The sequence below is a fragment of the Pedobacter gandavensis genome, assembly GCF_014172405.1.
Lineage (GTDB): Bacteria > Bacteroidota > Bacteroidia > Sphingobacteriales > Sphingobacteriaceae > Pedobacter > Pedobacter gandavensis.
Genome location: NZ_WNXC01000001.1, coordinates 65,509 through 82,930 on the forward strand (window position 1 = coordinate 65,509; position 17,422 = coordinate 82,930).

Consider the following 17,422-nt stretch of genomic DNA (forward strand, 5'->3'; position numbering starts at 1 on the left):
TAAATCTACATGATTGGTATGCAACGTATATGATATAGCCCTATTCTCCTAAGATACCCATCAAAAAAGTTTTGTAAATATAATTACTATTCTTAAGTTTGCATAACTAGTTATGTAATTAATTATACTATGGAGCTTTTTGAGAAAACAGGAAAGATGGCATTGGGTAGTCGTTTGCGTTTATTTACTGCAAGAATTACCGACGATTCTGCCAAAATTTATGAATTGTATCAAATCAATTTTATCCCGAAATGGTTTCCTGTGTTTTTTGTTTTGACAGAAGGCAAGGAAAAAACGATCACAGAGATTGCAATGGAAATTGGACATTCTCAGCCCTCGGTGAGTAAGATTGTCAAAGAAATGATTGTAAAAGGATTATTGAAGGAAAACCAGAAAACTGTAGACAAGAGAAAAAATGTGGTTATTCTTTCAAAAATGGGAAAATCAATAGCTGAACGCCTTAATCAGCAGTGTGGAGATGTTGATGCTGCAATTGAGACTATCATTGCCGAAGCCCGACACAATCTCTGGGAAGCTCTGGCCGAATGGGAATATCTACTGGATCAAAAGTCTTTATTCAAGAGAGTGCAAGAGCAACGCAAAAGGAGAGAAAGTAAAGATGTGCAGATCGTTGAATTCCAGGATCAATATCAGGAAGCGTTTAAAGCACTCAACGAGCAATGGATTTCCAATTATTTTGAAATAGAAGAGGCGGACAATAAGGCATTAGATAATCCAAAATCATATATTTTGGATAAAGGAGGGAAGATTTTTGTAGCACTTTATAATGATAAACCGGTGGGTGTATGTGCATTGATAAAGATGGATGATCCGGATTACCAATATGAAATGGCGAAAATGGCTGTATCTCCTGATGTACAAGGTAAAAGTATAGGTTGGTTGCTTGGTCGGGCAGTGCTTAATGCTGCTAATGAACTAGGCGCATCGAAAATATACCTTGAAAGCAATACTTTGCTGAAACCTGCAATTAATCTTTACCATAAACTTGGATTCAAAAAAGTGGTTGGGCGTTTTACGCCTTATACTCGTTGTAATATTCAAATGGAGCTGGTCTTAAACAATGAAAATCAATCTTAATGTGTAAAGGGTGAAATTGGTTAATATAATTTAATCTACTATGGAAGACAGAATTAAGCAGAGTTTCGGTAAACAAAATCTAATGCAAACCTTAGGTGCAGAACTTGTCTCCATTGAAAGAGGCATGGTGAAAATTGCCTGCTCATTTTCAGATACACTTACCCAACAGCATGGATATTTTCATGCTGGTGTAGCTACCAGTATTCTCGATAGTGCATGTGGTTATGCAGCCCTCAGCATGATGCCCGAGAAGGCAGAGGTATTAACCGTAGAGTTTAAGGTAAACTTTTTAAGACCAGCAGACACGTCGAAACTTATAGCAATTGGCAAAGTACTGAAGTCTGGTAAAACACTGGTAATTTGCGAAGGTGAAGTTTATGATGAAGCAGAAGAAAGATTAATAGCTAAAATGACTGCAACCATGATTACTATAAATTCATGATTAATGCGCTTGGCTATATTGCAATTTTATTAAACATCGTTTCAATGGCAATGAAAAATATACTGTATTTACGAATTTGTTCATTGGTCGCTAATTCATTGTATATTTTATATGGCATTTTCCTCAATGCCATGCCCATAATATTTGGCGGTAGTATTGCTGTTATGCTCCATGCCTACAGAATCAAACAATTCATCAAGAATAACGAAAAAGATAATGTCACAACATAAAGAAATTAAGAAAATCACAACACATTCCCTACAGGCCATGAAAGCAGGTGGCGAAAAGATCGCCATGCTAACTGCTTATGATTATTCAATGGCTACGGTTTTAGACCATGCAGGTCTGGACATCATACTAGTTGGTGATTCAGCTGCCAATGTAATGGCAGGTTATGAAACGACATTGCCCATCACATTGGAACATATGATTTACCATGCACAGAGTGTAGTAAGGGCTGTGAAACGGGCACTTGTCTTGGTTGATCTTCCTTTTGGCAGTTACCAGGGCAATCCAAAGCTGGCACTTAATTCCGCTATCCGAATCATGAAAGAAAGTGGCGCACACGGTGTCAAACTAGAGGGGGGAGCAGAAATTCTGGATTCAGTAAAACTAATTCTAAGTGCCGGAATCCCTGTCATGGGTCATTTGGGACTAATGCCGCAGTCCATTAATAAATACGGGACTTACGCACTTCGTGCAAAAGATGAGGTAGAGGCTAAAAAATTGATCACCGATGCAGAGATCTTGCAACAGGCTGGATGCTTTGCTTTGTTGCTGGAAAAGATCCCTGCATTACTCGGTAAACAAGTTTCCGAAAATCTCCATATTCCAACAATTGGTATAGGTGCAGGTAAATACTGTGATGGCCAGGTTTTAGTTGTACATGATATGCTTGGTCTGAATAAGGGTTTTAAACCTCGTTTTCTTAGGCAATATGCAGATATGTATGATGTAGTGGGCAATGCTGCAAAAAGCTATATCAGGGATGTAAAGTCTGTAGATTTTCCTAACGATACTGAACAATATTAAAGGAAGCAGCCTGTTCGAAACTGAAGTAACAAAAAATCCAATTCTGAAGATTAGGAGAAGAACAGCAAGGTTTCGTTTGGAAAAATTTCAGGCAATTATTTAATTGTTGACTCATCCATCAGTTCTTTATTTAATTGATGATCCCTGTAAGGTAGCATATATATTTTTCCCATATGGGAAATCAGCAGTTTCAAAAGTCCAAAATTTGGGTATCCAAATACTTAAGAGATGAATAGAGAAACCACTGTTATGGGATTCTTTCCTGCTTTGGAAGTGGGTTATGAACCAAAGAATTATTCTTTCTATAAAGAAGATGTACCAATTGGAGTTTACCTGGCTAAGCTGGACTTTATGTTATGGTCTAAGACTTTTATGGCCATCAATTGCTTTTTCACTATAAAAGAATCTGGTAAGAAAATTAGTCTTTCAGTATATAAGAAAACAGGAGTTGATGACTTGTATTTAGCTGGGGAAACAGAAATCCGATTCGTTCCCTTTGGTGCTATTATGCAACTGTCTGTTGAATCTAATCTGAATGGTAAACCTGTTCTGAAGGATGCAATTGTTGAAGAGAATTTGGCCAGTGATTGAACCCGGACCCTTCGATTTACGGGCATGAATTGCGGCGAATTTCGTGTTTTGTTATGCCTTTTCTCTTTAAAGAAAAGGAGCAAGCGGAAGTTAGGCAGAGCCTTACTTTACCCCCTTGGCGCTATCGCTGAGGGGATATTGGATATACTCCGGATATATCCAGCTAGCTCCAGGCTAGCTTAAACCCATAAAACAGTATATCCATGGATATATCCCCAAATAAAACCAACAAAAGGAACAGGCCACCAGAGAAATCCATTCGATTTCCGGTATCAGCCCACAACAAACTGCTGAAGCTCTCAGAAAAATTCGGAAGAAATCAAAGCCTGCTCTTTGTGCAGATGGTGGAATACTTTTACCGTAGCAGTAAAGATCCGCTGGATATTGGTGAAGAGCAGCTAAGAAAGACCTTGTCTAGAAACCATGATGCTTATACCAGCTTTATTAAGTCCCAGGAAAAGGTATTGCTCATTCCTATGCGGGTAGAGATGGAACGCATGATCAAAAATCAGGAGCAAATCGTCAGCTTTTTTAATGATCAGGTATTGAAGGCAAACAAATCCTTACTGGAGAATCAGCAGGTCCAGATAAAAGCAATTGCTGAATCCGAAAAGATGATTAAGGTTTTGTATCAGGATAGGGAAATTAAAAGAATCCTTCAGCAGAAATTCCTAATCATACTGGATACTTATATTAAAAACAGGGAGAATCTGGGAAGTTTCAAAACAAGGGAAAAGGAAGAGCTGGTTGAACTGGCCAGAAAACAAATAGCTGCTATTTAAAACCAATCCTTATGTATATCAATATTACTGACAGTGATAAGGGTAATAATAAAGGCAGCTGCGGGCAGCTGGTACATTACCTGGATAAGGAGAATAGAATTTCTGGTGACCTGAAACCTGAACTGTGGTTTAATGGTACAAGTGATGCCATTCCATCATATTTGGTTAAACACAGTCTGGATCAGAACATTGCCAAACTATGTAAGGATGATGCTAAGTTTTTTTTGATCAACATCAGTCCCTCAAAGAAAGAGATCAGTTACCTCAAAGGGCTTTATGGAGAAAAAGGAGCGGAGAATGCTTTAAAGGAATATGCTGCAAGTATAATGGATGAATATGCCTGTAATTTTAAAAGGCCTGGCGTTAATAGTGAAAAAGACCTATTGTGGTATGCAAAGTTGGAACATTACCGTTATTACAGCTACAAAGATCCCCAGGTTAAAGAGGGTACCGTAAAAAAAGGAAGCCCCAAACCCGGGGAACAGCTGCATATTCAGGTCATCGTGAGCCGAAAGGATATTACCAATCGCATTAGACTAAGTCCGATGAATACCTCTAAAGGTAAAAATGCTGCCCATTCCCAGAAGCTCGGACAGTTTGATCGCTCAGCTTTTAAAGCTTCTGGAGAAAGATTATTTGATCAGCAGTTTGGATTTGATCGAGGCATGGAGGATACTTTTAATTATGCTAATACCCTAAAAAATGGCAATCTGGAGCAGCGATTAGAAATTCAGCAGCAAGGGGAAAGAGTACTAAAACAGACCAATACTCCCGATAAATCCAGGAAACCAACGGCTGAATTAAAATTGGAGTTGCCAAGCTATTTAAAGGCCATCACGCCCACAAACTTTCTGGAAATCGCTTTGGCAAAAAGTAATGATGATTCGGCCCCGAGCATCAAGAAAAAGAAGCGTCGCAAAAAAGGCAATCGCCAGCAGCAAGAACTCAGTCTATAAAAATTCCACCAATAAACTTATCGTACTTATGAATACCGGAGAGGATCTGACTGCCCTTAGGAAGATTGTAGACTTTACACGCTACATCAGCATTTTTATACTTTCTGTACATTTTTACCTGAGCTGCTATGTCGCTTTTGAAAGCTGGGGCTGGACTACGATAATCACCAACAGAATCATTGAAAATATTGCTAATACTGGATTATTTAACGGGGTTTTAGTTGCGAAGGTGTCAGCACTACTCTGTCTTGTCATTTCACTCTTAGGTATAAAAGGGCGAATCGAAGAGGGGATCCAAGTAAAGAAAATTATCGGTTATTTGATTTCAGGTCTACTCTTGTATTTCTCTAGTGTAGTGTGCTTTTATTTGAATGCTGGTGCTGAACTTGTGGCTGTTTGCTATATAGGTTTAACGCTTACCGGCTACTTGCTACTGTTATCTGGAGGGACCAAAATTTCCAGGCTGATAAAAGACAGTCTGAATAAGGATGTATTTAATACAGAAAATGAAACTTTCCCACAACAGGAGCAGCTCATAGAGAATGAATACTCTATTAATTTGCCGGCCAAGTACCAGTTAAAAGACCGTATTAGAGATAGCTGGATCAATATCATTAATCCGTTTAGGGGGATACTGATTGCAGGGAGTCCTGGAGCAGGAAAGAGCTATTTTGTGATCCGCCACATCATAGATCAGCATCTGGCTAAGGGCTTTAGTATGTTCGTTTATGATTTTAAATATGATGACCTTTCCAGGATTGCCTATAACAAGCTGCTGAAATACTATCACCTTTATAAGGTTAAGCCTAAATTTTACATCATTAATTTTGATGATCTGAGTCGTACCCACCGCTGTAACCCTTTGGATCCGGTGAGTATGGATGACATCACTGATGCAACGGAGGCTTCCAGAACCATTATGATGGGCCTGAACCGGGACTGGATCAAAAAACAGGGAGATTTCTTTGTGGAATCTCCCATCAATTTTTTAACCTCCATCATATGGTATTTGCGATGTTATGAAAACGGCAGGTACTGTACACTGCCTCATGTGATAGAACTGATGCAGGTGCATTATGATCAGCTCTTTGCAATTTTAGTGACATGTGAAGAGATTCAGGTACTGATTAACCCATTTATCTCGGCTTATCAGAATAATGCCAAGGCTCAGCTGGAAGGGCAAATTGCCAGCGCTAAAATTGGCCTGGCAAGATTAGCCTCACCTCAATTATATTATGTGCTCAGCGGCAATGATTTGACCCTGGATCTAAATAATCCTCAGGAACCAAAGATCGTGTGTATGGGGAATAACCCTCAAAAGCAGCAGACTTATGGGGCTGTACTTTCCTTATACATTTCTAAGATGATCAAGCTGGTGAATCGGAAAGGCCAGCTGAAATCTAGTCTGGTCTTCGACGAATTTCCTTCGATTTTTTTCAATGGTACCGATAGCCTGATAGCAACCTGCAGATCAAACCTGATAAGTGTGAGTTTGGCAGTTCAGAGCATTGAACAAATTCGTAAAGATTATGGACAAGAACAGGCTGCGGTGATTACTGGTATCGTTGGAAACATCATTTCCGGCCAGGTCACAGGGGATACGGCTAAAAAATTCAGTGAAAATTTTGGTAGAATCATGCAGGACCGGGAAACGATGAGCATTAGCAGCGGTGATACCTCTATCTCTAAGTCTTTACAACTGGAGACTGCGATACCCGCTTCTAAAATTGCCACACTATCTTCGGGTGAGTTTGTGGGCATACTTTCGGATAATCCTAATCAGAAAATGAAGCTGAAGATGTTCCATTGTGAAATTCAAAATGACCACCAGGCGATTAAAGATGAAGAGGCTGCGTATCAAATGATCCCCATAGTTGAAAATATCACTGCTTTAGATGTTGAGCAGGTGTACCAGAGAATAAAAACTGAGGTAAGGGATTTAGTGAAAATTGAACTGCAAAAGTTGGTTGATCAAACCAGCCCAGTAGTAAAGGAACCTGAGGAAAAACAAGAGTTAAAGAAAGTGGTCAGAAGACCAAAAAGGCAGAATAAACCGAATATACCTTTAGATCAAATCAGCCCAATTTAATTTCACCTAAATCATATGTTTCTTTGTTTTTCTTTTATGTAATTGATAATTAGTCTTTTACGAAAAATAACTCTTGATAATTAAATTTATACTACTTAAATTAGTGTAACCAATTTTTTGTAATCGGGTACATTAATTTTTAGGTACAGAACCCTCTGAAATAAGTAATCATCATATTATAAAGTGTAAAATGAAAATGGAAGAGGTCACCTTAAAGAAAGTTAAGAATAGAGCCTTGACTGAGCGTAAATTGATTACTGCAGTTGGTGCAATTTTAAAAAAGGATGGGTTTCGTGGTCTTGGGTTAAACCGGATTGCAAAGACTGCTGGTGTAAATAAAAATCTCATTTACCGGTATTTTGGAGATGTGGATACCTTGGTGGAAACATACATCAGAAAGAAGGACTTTTGGCTGGCTGAAAACCAGGAATTTCAAGAGGTTTTTAGTCCCGACGCCAGTAAAGAACAAATCATAGCAAGGATTTCAGATTTGCTTCAACAGCAGCTGAATTATTTAATTACCAGTGAGGAGATGCAGCAAATTATACTTTCTGAAATCTCCGAGGAGAGTAAAACTTTAAAAAGATTAAGTGTGGTGAGGGAAAGTATGGCAGAACTTTTTTTCTCACTAACAGCCAAATATTTTGAAAATTCTGAGATTAATTACCGGGCAGTAACTGCTATAATGTCTTCAGGAATTTATTACATGGTACTTCAATCTAAAAAAAATGATGCCATTAATTGCGGGATCAATATGAGAACTGAGCAAGGAAGGGAAACGATTTTGAAAACAATACGGCAGATGATTGAATGGTCATTTAATTACCAGGATATCAAAAAATAATGAGTTAATCTAATGAATTGATGTTGAATTTTAAACTTATGAATATGACAGCAGCGCCAACTAAGAATAGGAAATTCGTGCAGAAGATTTTAGCTGATGCATTTGAACATAACCTGAGTGTAAATTACATTATCAAACAAGATGAAAAGCGTTTTAAGCGCTTGGCTAATCTAATGGATTATTCCTTTAAGGTTTGTAGTGCCTATGGAAAGGTTTTAGTTTCACAAGATCGGAAGGCTTGTGCATTGGTGTTGTTACCCGATAAGAAGTTGTTTTCTTTGAAAATGATGATTTGGGATTTAAAACTAATCTTCAATGTGATTGGCTTAAAAAGGTTGTCTAAAATATTGAGACGTGATAGAATGATTAAGCAGACGCAGCCCAAAATGCAAAAGATGTATTATTTATGGTTCATTGGTGTGGATCCGATGGCTCAGCACCAAGGGCTGGGCACCGAAATGATGGAAGAGTTGATTGCAGATGCCAGAGTAATGAAAAGACCCATATTTCTGGAGACATCAGTTTTGAAAAATGTGTCCTGGTATGAGCACCTTGGCTTTAGAATATATCATGAACTGGATCTAGGTTATAAACTATATTTTATGAAAATGGAGACTTAATTAATATTCTTTAAATATGAGCTGTTATGGTGGTGTTTGGTTCTGAAATGCATTTGATCACTTTTATATTGGTGATTTGTGAGTTAATGATGTTGGCTGTACAGTTGTATCGTTACTTGTTATGTCCAGAGGATAAGCCCTTGTTATGGTATCTGATTTTGCTCGGTTTATTGCTTTTTTATAATATTACGTGTGGCTTGTTGCCAGATCCAGAGTTGCCTTTACCAATTGTATTCCAGAATATCATAGCCTATGGAGCAGGGTTTCTAATGGCTTCCTATTTTCCTTTTTACTTCTATAAAAGTTTTGACTTGAAATTACTTCGATTTCATGCATTTTATGGCGCTCAGCTTTTTTTAATAGTTCCGTATTTACTGTTTTTTGTATTACTTTATGGGATTGGGGGTGATTTGGATTTTGCAATGCGATATGGATTGATTGTTCCTTTTGGATATTCGATTTATATGATGTGGGCAATTTTTTCAGCGATCAAAGTTAAATTTAAAACCAAACAGGCCTCATTGTATTGTTCGGATACTGTGGAGGTGTTTGGGGTGTATTGTGCCGTGTTGCCATGGGCCTGCCTGAGCCTGTTTACCTATTTTAACATCACTCAATGGCTTGAGGTATTACTTACGAATTTTGGTTTTTTGTTTCTTACCGTAATGTTTACGGTTCGATCTGTAGTCAAAGCCAGAATCCAGGAAGAACAAAAACTAACCGGTTTTGCGAGCAGGCAGCATCGCTTTCAAAAGCGATGTGAGAATTTCGGACTCACTCCCAGGGAGAAAAAGATCGCGGAACTGCTTTGCAGTGGTTTGATGTATAAGGAAATTGCCGGACTTGAATTTATATCTGAAAAAACCGTAGATACGCACATAAGACATATTTTTTTTAAAACGGGGGTCAATAAAAAGATTGAACTCATGCAAAAGTTAGGTTTTGCTGATGAGTTTATGCATTCCCATAACCCCTTGTACTCATGAATCCCATATCCGATGCTTCTTTCCATAAGCTCATCCAAATTTTGGAAACTTACTTTGTCTTGAACCACATGTTTAAGTCAACGTTGAGGAGTAGGTTGCAGGAAACTGCCTATAAAAAGGGGAGTAGGATCCTTAATTTTCATGAAAAACAACAGATTGTTTGGTTTATGCTGGAGGGGCTTGCAAGGGAAATCAGGGTAAACACAGAAACCTTTGAGGAGAAAACAATGTGGTTCTGGTCTGAAATGAGCTTTTTATACACGACTCCTGGATTTTTCAGCCAACAACCGTCGGAATGTACCATCGAGATATTAAAGGACTGTAGAATGGTTTTGATGAGTTATAAGGATTGGACCTTGCTTAAGGATGAATTTAAAGAAACCGAAATCGTTACTGAAAAAATCAGAGGAACTTATGATAAACTGAGACAAGAGCATATCGATGATATCAAAAATTTAAATACAGTGGATCGTTATTTGAAACATAAGCAATCCTTACTTCAGTTGTTGGGAGTTACTAAGCTGAAATTTGTTGCCGAATATATGAGTATGTCTGCTGATAGACTTGGCAGACTTAGAAAGAAATATTAAATCACTAATATCTATTCTTGCTTTTTTTCTAAGAGGATTATTTCCCACAACCTGGGTTTTAAAAACTCTGTCTTTCAAATCTTTAATAAGCTAAAAGACACTTTTAGCATCGGCTAGGTGCTAAAATTAGCATTCATAGACTTTGTTTTTTTCCAAATCCGGTTTTGGCCGGATTTTTTTCGGGTATTAACCGCTTTTTTTAACGGTATTCGCCGACTTTATTTTTATGGACAATTCACAACTTAGGGTTGTAGAATTCATATTTATAAAAAAGAAAGGAGTGTGGTGACAAAGAGTATTAAAATTGGTGTGGACCAATGGTCTACTGTGGAGGATTCCACGATTAATAATATTTTAAATGATCAAATCTATTACAATGATAAGGTTAACAGTTATCAAGCGTAATTTGAAGTTAGAGCGTAACAAAGAAAGAATTGCTTTTTTAATAATTCTTGTTTGTTTATTCCTGTTTCTAATTTCTGCGTATAGCAAAATTGAAGATCATGAGAGTTTCAGAAGTGGCTTAACCAATGTTAAGCGAATTGGTTCTTATGCTAACTTGATCTCCTGGGTGGTACCTATCGCTGAAATAGGAGTTTCACTGCTATTCATCATCCCTAAAACTCATAAATGGGGATTATATGGCTTTATTAGTCTAATGATTGTTTTTACGGCTTACATTCTGAGTATGTTGTTGTTAGAAGAAGAGCTGCCTTGCCATTGCAATCTGATCATTGAAAAATTAAGCTGGACGGCACATTTATGGTTTAATATGGGATTTATTGTTCTTGCCTTATGTGCATTATGGCTATTGAATAAACCTAGTTCTTAAAAATTTAAAAAACATGTTATGAATAAGATTAGTTCAAACATCAAAAAAATCGCTTTGAGCCTTCTGGTAGTTGGATTGGCGATTGGATTTAGTGCATTTCAAAGTACAGTAACAACTCCATCTGCAAAATTTGCAATTAGCTATTATGGATGGAATGAAGACTTGCAGCAATATCAAAAATTACCTGGAGCTCCACCAAATTTAAATCCCTGTGAAGAGGTGGGCGTCCAAAAGTGTGCAGTTTACCTTGATTCCGAAGCTGCTAGTCCAGAAATCATCCCTGTTGCTGATTTGGGAGATTATACCTTGACTCCTTATTCAACTTCTGGAACAGGAAGCTATTTTAATTAATTTTAATTGGGGCAGCATTGTTTATGCTGCCCTATTTTTATACCTGACTTACTATTAAAGAAGATGAATTCTTAATTACTGAAACCCCATTTCAACTAACCTGATAAGATCTTTCCGTGAAGCCTCATCTGTAGGAAAGGGAGGCTTTTTCGTGATGAGTTTTCCTTCAGAATTTATCAATAAAAGTGTTGGATAAGAGGTGATATTATAATATTTAATTAGTTGTCTCTCTTTATCAGACAGTAGGTTGATGCTAATTGTATGGGTGTAAACTTCTTCTTTAAGTGATTTTAACCAAATTTCTCGATTTGAATCAATACTCACGGAAATGAACACAACTTTTTTATTGTTTTTAAAGTGGTCAAAAACTGGAGTCATCATTTTGTTTAAAATGGCGCATCCCCTGCAGCCGGTAAACCAAAAGTCCATTAATACCACTTTTCCTTTGAAATCGTTAAGGCGATGAGACCTCCCACTTGAATCTAATAATGAAAAATCATAGGCCTTAGTATTTGGGGTAAATGCAAGCCTAATTTGTTCGAGAATTTCCTGGTACGGTGAGTGTTTTGAAGTCAGAGAATTCCTTTGTTCTAGATATGCATCAGCATCATTGTAACTTTTTGGAAGGTCAATCATCGCCGTTATCAAGAGCTTTTCTCTTGTTAAACCCTTGTAACCGTTAGAAATTCGGTCCAGGAGCAGATTAGCGTCTGTCTTGTTAAATCCAGCTTTTTTAAATTCAAGTTCATATTCCATCTTTTCCTTTCTAAATAGAAAGTCCGTAAAATAGGAAGCTTCATTTGCAGCGTCAGAATATCTTATAATCGTATGTTTTAACTTTTGGTTGTAATAGTCAACTGCACGTGCTCCTAAATTAGGCCCAAGAGCCCTGGAAACGGTAATTAGGCTCACGCAACGGTAGTGTTTGAGGCCTAAACATTGAAAATAAAGATAATCGTAGAGTTCCTCGCTCAACTCTTTTTTGTAATGAGCTAAAAGCGCAATTTGCTCTTGGAATTTGTCTTCATACTTGCTAATCTCTGTATCAAAATAAGCCGGGTCAGATTGAGATAGTTCCTTTTTTAAATGTGCCCTATTAGGCACATCAAAAATTTTTGATTGGATATTCATTTTCACCGCATCTGGTCCATAAAATAATAAAGAATCTTTAAAAAATTTGCATTCAAAGACATCGCCTGCCTCAACCCTGTAGATCCGAGTTGGATTTAAATAATATGAACTGATTTTTCCATCCACCGAATAGTTGATTTTTAAGTAGGAGATTTCCGATGGAATTGTTATTTTTCTTTTCATTGTTGGATCAAGATTCGTGAAGTTTACTTCAGATGAGTTGAAAGTAATTTGACTGTTAGAGTAGGTTTGAAATATATCAATTGAGCCACTTAATTTGCTTGATTCATTTGGCTGATCAAATGAGGTAGTTATGGTGATAGCTAATGGATTTTCTGTTTTACTTCCTTGTTGCGCATTGCAGTAGGTAGGGTTGTGAATTGCAAAGAAGGTGATGATTATAAATAGGATCGTTTTCATATTATCTTGGGTTTTGTTGAATTCCACTTAAGGTTATTTCTTGATTAGGGATTGGAAACACATATCTAGGATCGCCTGGAGGAAGTGTGTAAGTCACATTATTTATAGATCTGGTTAAAATGATATTTTCTCCATCCCGATTTAATCGTTTTAAATCCGACCACCTCAAGCTTTTCCATAGGAGTTCTTTTCTGCGCTCATTTAATATCTTTTGGAGTGCATCTGCGGGGGAGGTAGCTGTTAACGGTAAAAAGAGATTAGTTTTATAACGGTTTATTAACAATTGGTTCAGTTTGTCTATTGCAGCTATTGCGTCCCCCTTTCGTGCGAGACATTCAGCTTTAATTAAATAAATTTCATCTGTAGCCAAACCTGTAAAGGGATAGGATCCTGCGCCTACATAACCTCTTTTTATGTTAATTTTACCTAAAGAATTGGTCCGGAAAAAAATGGATTTCCTTAAGTCGTTTTGCTCAAAAAGAAGATAAATTTCTGGATTCACCTCAATATCTAACCGGTTTCCCGTTCCTGAAGTTGCTGAGTAGGCAACTAGATGTGTTGTTTGATAAATCACTTCATCAGCATTATATCCAAAGGGAGTATCGGAGGTTGTACTCACATTGTTATAGTTAATTAATTTGTTATGATAGGTTATGGTGCTATCTGCATATAGTTCTGCATTATTATAATCCCCCATGTATAAGTAGATCCTTGATTTCAGGGCCATTACTGCTGTCTTTGAAGGTCTGTTTTTATTTAAAGGTGGAACAGAAGCGTCAAGTAGTGCTGCGGCAATATTTAGATCATCAAAAATTTGATTAAATGTTTTTTTTAAGGAAGACCTTTTTTCAGAAACATCAACATCAGGTTTTAATCGCAATGGAAGTCCAAGATCTGTATCGGCTGTTTCCGCCCGATAGACTTTACAGAAGTTCCTAGCTAAGTCATAATAAGCATAGGCTCTGACAAAACAAGCCCAGCCCCTAATGATATCACTTTCTTTTTTATCTGCAAAGGAGCTACGGTTAAGGACGTCAAGCACACTGTTTGCATAGAATATTTGGCGGAATGGAAGGTTCCAATCATTGACTTCCTCTCCATCATAAAGTTCTTTACTCCATATGTATCCATTTCTCTGAACGGCATTGGGTAATGCTAGATAGTTACTTGTAGATAGGATCAGGTATTCATCGGCAGAAATCTGTGGTAAACCGCCAGTAGAACTAATTACATCCGAAGCCTCCAGTAAGCTACGGAGTTCAACTAATGTGGTTGGGGTTAGGATATTGGATGAAGGTTTTTTATCCAGGAATTCTTTTTTACAGGCTCCGCATAATAGAATCATGAGAAATAAGCACTGGTATTTGTATATAGATTTCATAATTAGGTATGTTTAAAATGTTGCACTGATTCCAAAAGAAAATGTCATAGGATTAGAAAGACTCCCTAAGGAGGTCCCGGAATTATCAGGGTCGATTCCATAATTATTGGCTTTCCATAAATAGCCGAACTCGGTGATATAGGTGTAGACTTTTAGATTTGAAAAATACTTTGCAAGTGGCATTAACTGCTTAAGATTATATCCAATATTTAGATCCTGGAATCGTATGTTATCTCCTCTTACAACCAAAATGTCTGAATTTGTATAAATGGCGCTCCTCTGAGATATATTTGGATAAACCAGTGCGGGTACATTGGTGAAAGCTTCGTCTCCTGCTTTTTGCCAGCGTAAGTTGTAATCTATATTGCTTTGGAAGCCGTTTGCTCCAAAGATTGAAGCATTATTTAGCGAGATTCTTCTGATGAAATAATTAAGCCGATAAGTGATATTGAAGGAGAGATCCAACTGCTTATAGTTGAATGTATTTCTTATGCTCCCAAAGGTTGTTGGAACAGCGGATCCTATTAGCTTCAGGTTGCTTCGATCTAATGAATTGCTAATACTTGAATATGCTTTGCTTGGATTGTTGTCTAGATATGCAAGTGGATCCCCATCTGAATTAAGTCCAGCCCACTTGTAACCATAAATGCTAAAGTAGGGGTTGCCTTCCACAGGGTTGTTATAGCTTTGGGATATTAGATTGGAATTGGGATTACGGGAAGCAGTATAACGGGTAACCTTATCTTTCACCATACTAAAAAGTAACGTTGTATTCCATTTTAGTGTGCGGTTTATATTAATCGTGTTTATTGTTAAATCCAGTCCTTTGGTTTTTGTATTGGCAAAGTTTCCCTGATAGGTAAGCAAGCCGGTTTGTGGCGCTAAATTTGTTGTTCCAAAAAGGTCTAAACCATATTTAAGATAGGGCTCAAGTGTCCCGGATATGATATTGTTTTTAAAGGCGAAATCTAAACCCAGATTAATCACTTTAACTTTTTCCCATTTTAATGAGGGATTGGGAGGGTTGACAATTAAGCTAAATTGGGAACCGTAAGTATTAGATCCAATAGCTGAAGCTGTTAAATAGGCACTTATGCTTTTGCTCACATTACCTGAATAGCCAAAACTTCCTCTGATTTTCAAAAATGGTATCCAGGAGAGGTTATAAAATTTTTCTTTGCTGATCTCCCATGCAAGTCCTGTAGACCACAGGGGCACACCTTTTTGATTTGGTTTTACCCCAAATATATTAGACTCGTCTTTTCTAGCACTGACCGTGAGTACATATCTATCTTTAAAGGAATAATTTGCATTTGCATAATAAGATATAAATCTGTCCTGAAGGTAACTGGATGTCTGACCAAGGTCTATTCTTAATGTACTGGTTGGATCATAAAATAAGGGATAATCATTTGTAAAATTGATCGATGTGTTTGCGTGGGTGCCGGTTGAAGGATTATAGCCATAGAATTTTTGAGCAAGGTTGTCTGTACGTCCATCTCTTACCTCCAGTCCACCTATCGATGTGATTCTATGGTTACCTGAAAATATTTTGTCAAAGTTGAGCTGAAACCTTCCGTAATTAGCTGCGTATTGAGCTCCGTTATTCGTGAAAATATCTCCATAAGGAACAACTTGCTGTACCGTTCCTGTATTCTTATTGATAGTTGATAAACGATTGATGTAATCTCTGGTGTAATAGGAATCTGCATCATAATTAATTTTTGATACACCGTTTTGTTTTTGGTGTTGATACAAAAAAGTAGCTTTAAAGCCATTAAAGATAGTATAGTTAAGCCCAGCATTAAACGTGTAATTTGTTGTTTTGTATTGAGATTTACTTTGATTTTCATTTAATGGTCGGTAATGCCAATCCAGCAATTTTCCTTTCCCAACAGTATCTACATAGGACAGTCTAAAGAAATTTTTTACAGCAAGTGAATTGCCCTGATCATCAGCTAATCGGTCATAAGGTGATGTTGGAATGTAAGTGTCTCCGGTTTCTGAAGTACTCGAAGTAAAGGAAAGACCAGTACTGATCTCCAGTTTATCCTTTAATAATAGATAGGAACGGTTTGCTGATAGGGTTAACCGATTGTAACTATCTGTTATTTTAGTCATTAGATTCTTATCATATCCAATGGAAACAAAGTACTTATTTTTGATTCCGCCTCCTTTAAGATTTAATGCATATTGCTGGTTTAAACTAGGGCGGTATAAATATTTTAACATTTCATCCCTTACATCATTTTGCTTCAGTTGATTTATCAGCTTTAGCGAATCTGCTGATGACATCTTTTTATTTTTTGCGTGATTAAATATTTCCACGGCCGCTGATATGGCTGAGTAACCATTGTTGATCGTTGTATTGTATCCTCCTTTATCATAAATGAACTTTTCTTGCTCGATCCACTCTGATGCGGAAAACCAAGGCATTTGGTGTAGATTAGGTTTATCGCCTACAGTGATATTGGTATTGAAACTAATCTGTTGTTTAGTGGCGTACTTCCCTTTGTAAGTGGTAATTACAATTACCCCATTGCCAGCACGTGTACCCCAGATTGATGCGGCGGCTGCATCTTTCAATATGTCAATGGTTTTAACATCATTTGGATTAATGTTACTTAGGTCTCCTTCATAAGGAAAGTTATCCAGGATGATTAGTGGTTTATCCTCCCCATTAATGGTACTTCGTCCTCTTATATTTATATCGCTTTGCCCACCCTGAGTTTTATTCCTATTAAACAATAAGCCGCTTGCAATTCCATCCAGTCTTTCTAAGATGTTGGGGCTTATTTTTCGGTTTAATAGGATACTATCTATGACCACAAAGCTACCAGTAACTCTGTCTCTCGAAATATTCTGATATCCAGTACTAACAATGGAAACCTCGGTTAAAGCATTTGCTGATTCTTGGAGAATAATGTTGATATATTTTGCCTTTTTAATATCGAATTGCAGTTCTTTAGTTTGATAGCCCAGGAAACTTACGATCAATGTGCCGGCCTTTACACTTGTTTTTATGGTGAAAACGCCATTTGGATCGGTTGTGGATACCGTAGTTTCTGATTTGATTTTTATAGTTGCACCAGCTAATGGTTTGTCTGATGTACTCGTGACTTGTCCCTTGAGTTCAGTCAATTGTTGTGCAGGTACCTTAACATTTAGGCATAGCACAGCCATTACGAGTAGATATATCGTTTTTTTCATACAGTTTTAGGAATGATAAATGGTTAGGTGTTATCTCCTAGGAGATAATGATTGGAAACTGTATGAT

General features: G+C 37.3%; 16 protein-coding genes. 13 read left to right on the forward strand and 3 right to left on the reverse strand.

Translation table 11 applies throughout. The features are described from left to right. Window positions 1-129 precede the first annotated feature (129 nt). From GM920_RS00255 to GM920_RS00315, 13 genes are all read left to right on the forward strand, one after another. On the forward strand, window positions 130-1,098 hold the full coding sequence (locus GM920_RS00255) for a bifunctional helix-turn-helix transcriptional regulator/GNAT family N-acetyltransferase (RefSeq protein ID WP_182952611.1): 969 nt from the start codon (window positions 130-132) through the stop codon (window positions 1,096-1,098). 40 nt (window positions 1,099-1,138) lie between these two features. Further along, a complete protein-coding gene (locus GM920_RS00260) occupies window positions 1,139-1,540 on the forward strand; it encodes a PaaI family thioesterase (protein ID WP_182952612.1) in 402 nt (133 codons plus the stop codon). A gap of 216 nt (window positions 1,541-1,756) precedes the next feature. Further along, window positions 1,757-2,572: a 3-methyl-2-oxobutanoate hydroxymethyltransferase gene (panB, locus tag GM920_RS00265; RefSeq protein WP_182952613.1), complete on the forward strand. Its 816-nt coding sequence runs from the start codon at window positions 1,757-1,759 to the stop codon at window positions 2,570-2,572. 228 nt (window positions 2,573-2,800) lie between these two features. After that, window positions 2,801-3,163, forward strand: a complete 363-nt coding sequence (locus tag GM920_RS00270) for a hypothetical protein (RefSeq protein ID WP_182952614.1) — start codon at window positions 2,801-2,803, stop codon at window positions 3,161-3,163. Window positions 3,164-3,366: 203 nt separating this feature from the next. Further along, on the forward strand, window positions 3,367-3,945 hold the full coding sequence (locus GM920_RS00275; RefSeq protein WP_182952615.1) for a BfmA/BtgA family mobilization protein: 579 nt from the start codon (window positions 3,367-3,369) through the stop codon (window positions 3,943-3,945). Window positions 3,946-3,956: 11 nt separating this feature from the next. Beyond that, window positions 3,957-4,901: a DUF5712 family protein gene (locus GM920_RS00280; protein WP_182952616.1), complete on the forward strand. Its 945-nt coding sequence runs from the start codon at window positions 3,957-3,959 to the stop codon at window positions 4,899-4,901. A gap of 28 nt (window positions 4,902-4,929) precedes the next feature. Further along, a complete protein-coding gene (gene mobC, locus GM920_RS00285) occupies window positions 4,930-6,990 on the forward strand; it encodes a conjugal transfer protein MobC (protein ID WP_182952617.1) in 2,061 nt (686 codons plus the stop codon). Between the two features lie 190 nt (window positions 6,991-7,180). Continuing rightward, window positions 7,181-7,834, forward strand: coding sequence for a TetR/AcrR family transcriptional regulator (locus GM920_RS00290; RefSeq protein ID WP_182952618.1), 654 nt, complete (start codon window positions 7,181-7,183; stop codon window positions 7,832-7,834). A gap of 44 nt (window positions 7,835-7,878) precedes the next feature. Further along, complete coding sequence (locus tag GM920_RS00295; protein ID WP_182952619.1) at window positions 7,879-8,454, forward strand: GNAT family N-acetyltransferase; 576 nt, start codon at window positions 7,879-7,881, stop codon at window positions 8,452-8,454. Window positions 8,455-8,480: 26 nt separating this feature from the next. Then, window positions 8,481-9,440 carry a helix-turn-helix transcriptional regulator gene (locus tag GM920_RS00300; RefSeq protein WP_182952620.1) on the forward strand — a complete coding sequence of 320 codons (960 nt, stop codon included), beginning with the start codon at window positions 8,481-8,483 and terminating at the stop codon, window positions 9,438-9,440. Further along, the gene (locus GM920_RS00305) at window positions 9,437-10,030 is read left to right on the forward strand and encodes a cyclic nucleotide-binding domain-containing protein (RefSeq protein WP_182952621.1); all 594 of its coding nucleotides are present in this window, start codon (window positions 9,437-9,439) and stop codon (window positions 10,028-10,030) included. The genes GM920_RS00300 and GM920_RS00305 overlap by 4 nt, the downstream gene beginning before the upstream one ends. Before the next feature lie 376 nt (window positions 10,031-10,406). Continuing rightward, window positions 10,407-10,862 (forward strand): MauE/DoxX family redox-associated membrane protein, encoded by a 456-nt coding sequence (locus GM920_RS00310; RefSeq protein WP_182952622.1) that lies wholly within the window; start codon window positions 10,407-10,409, stop codon window positions 10,860-10,862. Between the two features lie 18 nt (window positions 10,863-10,880). Further along, window positions 10,881-11,213 (forward strand): hypothetical protein, encoded by a 333-nt coding sequence (locus tag GM920_RS00315; RefSeq protein WP_182952623.1) that lies wholly within the window; start codon window positions 10,881-10,883, stop codon window positions 11,211-11,213. A 75-nt stretch (window positions 11,214-11,288) separates the two neighbouring features. Here the strand turns inward: GM920_RS00315 and GM920_RS00320 are convergent, their stop codons facing one another. The 3 genes from GM920_RS00320 to GM920_RS00330 are packed head-to-tail and all read right to left on the reverse strand — an operon-like array spanning window position 11,289 to window position 17,355. Further along, entirely contained in the window at window positions 11,289-12,764 is a 1,476-nt protein-coding gene (locus GM920_RS00320; protein WP_182952624.1) for a TlpA family protein disulfide reductase, read from the reverse strand. A 1-nt stretch (window position 12,765) separates the two neighbouring features. Then, window positions 12,766-14,145 carry a RagB/SusD family nutrient uptake outer membrane protein gene (locus GM920_RS00325; protein WP_182952625.1) on the reverse strand — a complete coding sequence of 460 codons (1,380 nt, stop codon included), beginning with the start codon at window positions 14,143-14,145 and terminating at the stop codon, window positions 12,766-12,768. A gap of 12 nt (window positions 14,146-14,157) precedes the next feature. Next, complete coding sequence (locus GM920_RS00330) at window positions 14,158-17,355, reverse strand: SusC/RagA family TonB-linked outer membrane protein (protein ID WP_182952626.1); 3,198 nt, start codon at window positions 17,353-17,355, stop codon at window positions 14,158-14,160. Window positions 17,356-17,422 lie beyond the last annotated feature (67 nt).

What these genes read in the sequence shown, in the direction of transcription:
- GM920_RS00290 (WP_182952618.1), top strand. Translation starts at nt 7,181, where the DNA reads ATGAAAATGGAAGAGGTCACCTTAAAGAAAGTTAAGAATAGAGCCTTG.
- GM920_RS00260 (WP_182952612.1), top strand. Translation starts at nt 1,139, where the DNA reads ATGGAAGACAGAATTAAGCAGAGTTTCGGTAAACAAAATCTAATGCAA.
- GM920_RS00275 (WP_182952615.1), top strand. Translation starts at nt 3,367, where the DNA reads ATGGATATATCCCCAAATAAAACCAACAAAAGGAACAGGCCACCAGAG.
- mobC (WP_182952617.1), top strand. Translation starts at nt 4,930, where the DNA reads ATGAATACCGGAGAGGATCTGACTGCCCTTAGGAAGATTGTAGACTTT.
- GM920_RS00255 (WP_182952611.1), top strand. Translation starts at nt 130, where the DNA reads ATGGAGCTTTTTGAGAAAACAGGAAAGATGGCATTGGGTAGTCGTTTG.
- GM920_RS00310 (WP_182952622.1), top strand. Translation starts at nt 10,407, where the DNA reads ATGATAAGGTTAACAGTTATCAAGCGTAATTTGAAGTTAGAGCGTAAC.
- GM920_RS00270 (WP_182952614.1), top strand. Translation starts at nt 2,801, where the DNA reads ATGAATAGAGAAACCACTGTTATGGGATTCTTTCCTGCTTTGGAAGTG.
- GM920_RS00305 (WP_182952621.1), top strand. Translation starts at nt 9,437, where the DNA reads ATGAATCCCATATCCGATGCTTCTTTCCATAAGCTCATCCAAATTTTG.
- GM920_RS00330 (WP_182952626.1), bottom strand. Translation starts at nt 17,355, where the DNA reads ATGAAAAAAACGATATATCTACTCGTAATGGCTGTGCTATGCCTAAAT.
- GM920_RS00320 (WP_182952624.1), bottom strand. Translation starts at nt 12,764, where the DNA reads ATGAAAACGATCCTATTTATAATCATCACCTTCTTTGCAATTCACAAC.
- panB (WP_182952613.1), top strand. Translation starts at nt 1,757, where the DNA reads ATGTCACAACATAAAGAAATTAAGAAAATCACAACACATTCCCTACAG.
- GM920_RS00295 (WP_182952619.1), top strand. Translation starts at nt 7,879, where the DNA reads ATGACAGCAGCGCCAACTAAGAATAGGAAATTCGTGCAGAAGATTTTA.
- GM920_RS00315 (WP_182952623.1), top strand. Translation starts at nt 10,881, where the DNA reads ATGAATAAGATTAGTTCAAACATCAAAAAAATCGCTTTGAGCCTTCTG.
- GM920_RS00280 (WP_182952616.1), top strand. Translation starts at nt 3,957, where the DNA reads ATGTATATCAATATTACTGACAGTGATAAGGGTAATAATAAAGGCAGC.
- GM920_RS00300 (WP_182952620.1), top strand. Translation starts at nt 8,481, where the DNA reads ATGGTGGTGTTTGGTTCTGAAATGCATTTGATCACTTTTATATTGGTG.
- GM920_RS00325 (WP_182952625.1), bottom strand. Translation starts at nt 14,145, where the DNA reads ATGAAATCTATATACAAATACCAGTGCTTATTTCTCATGATTCTATTA.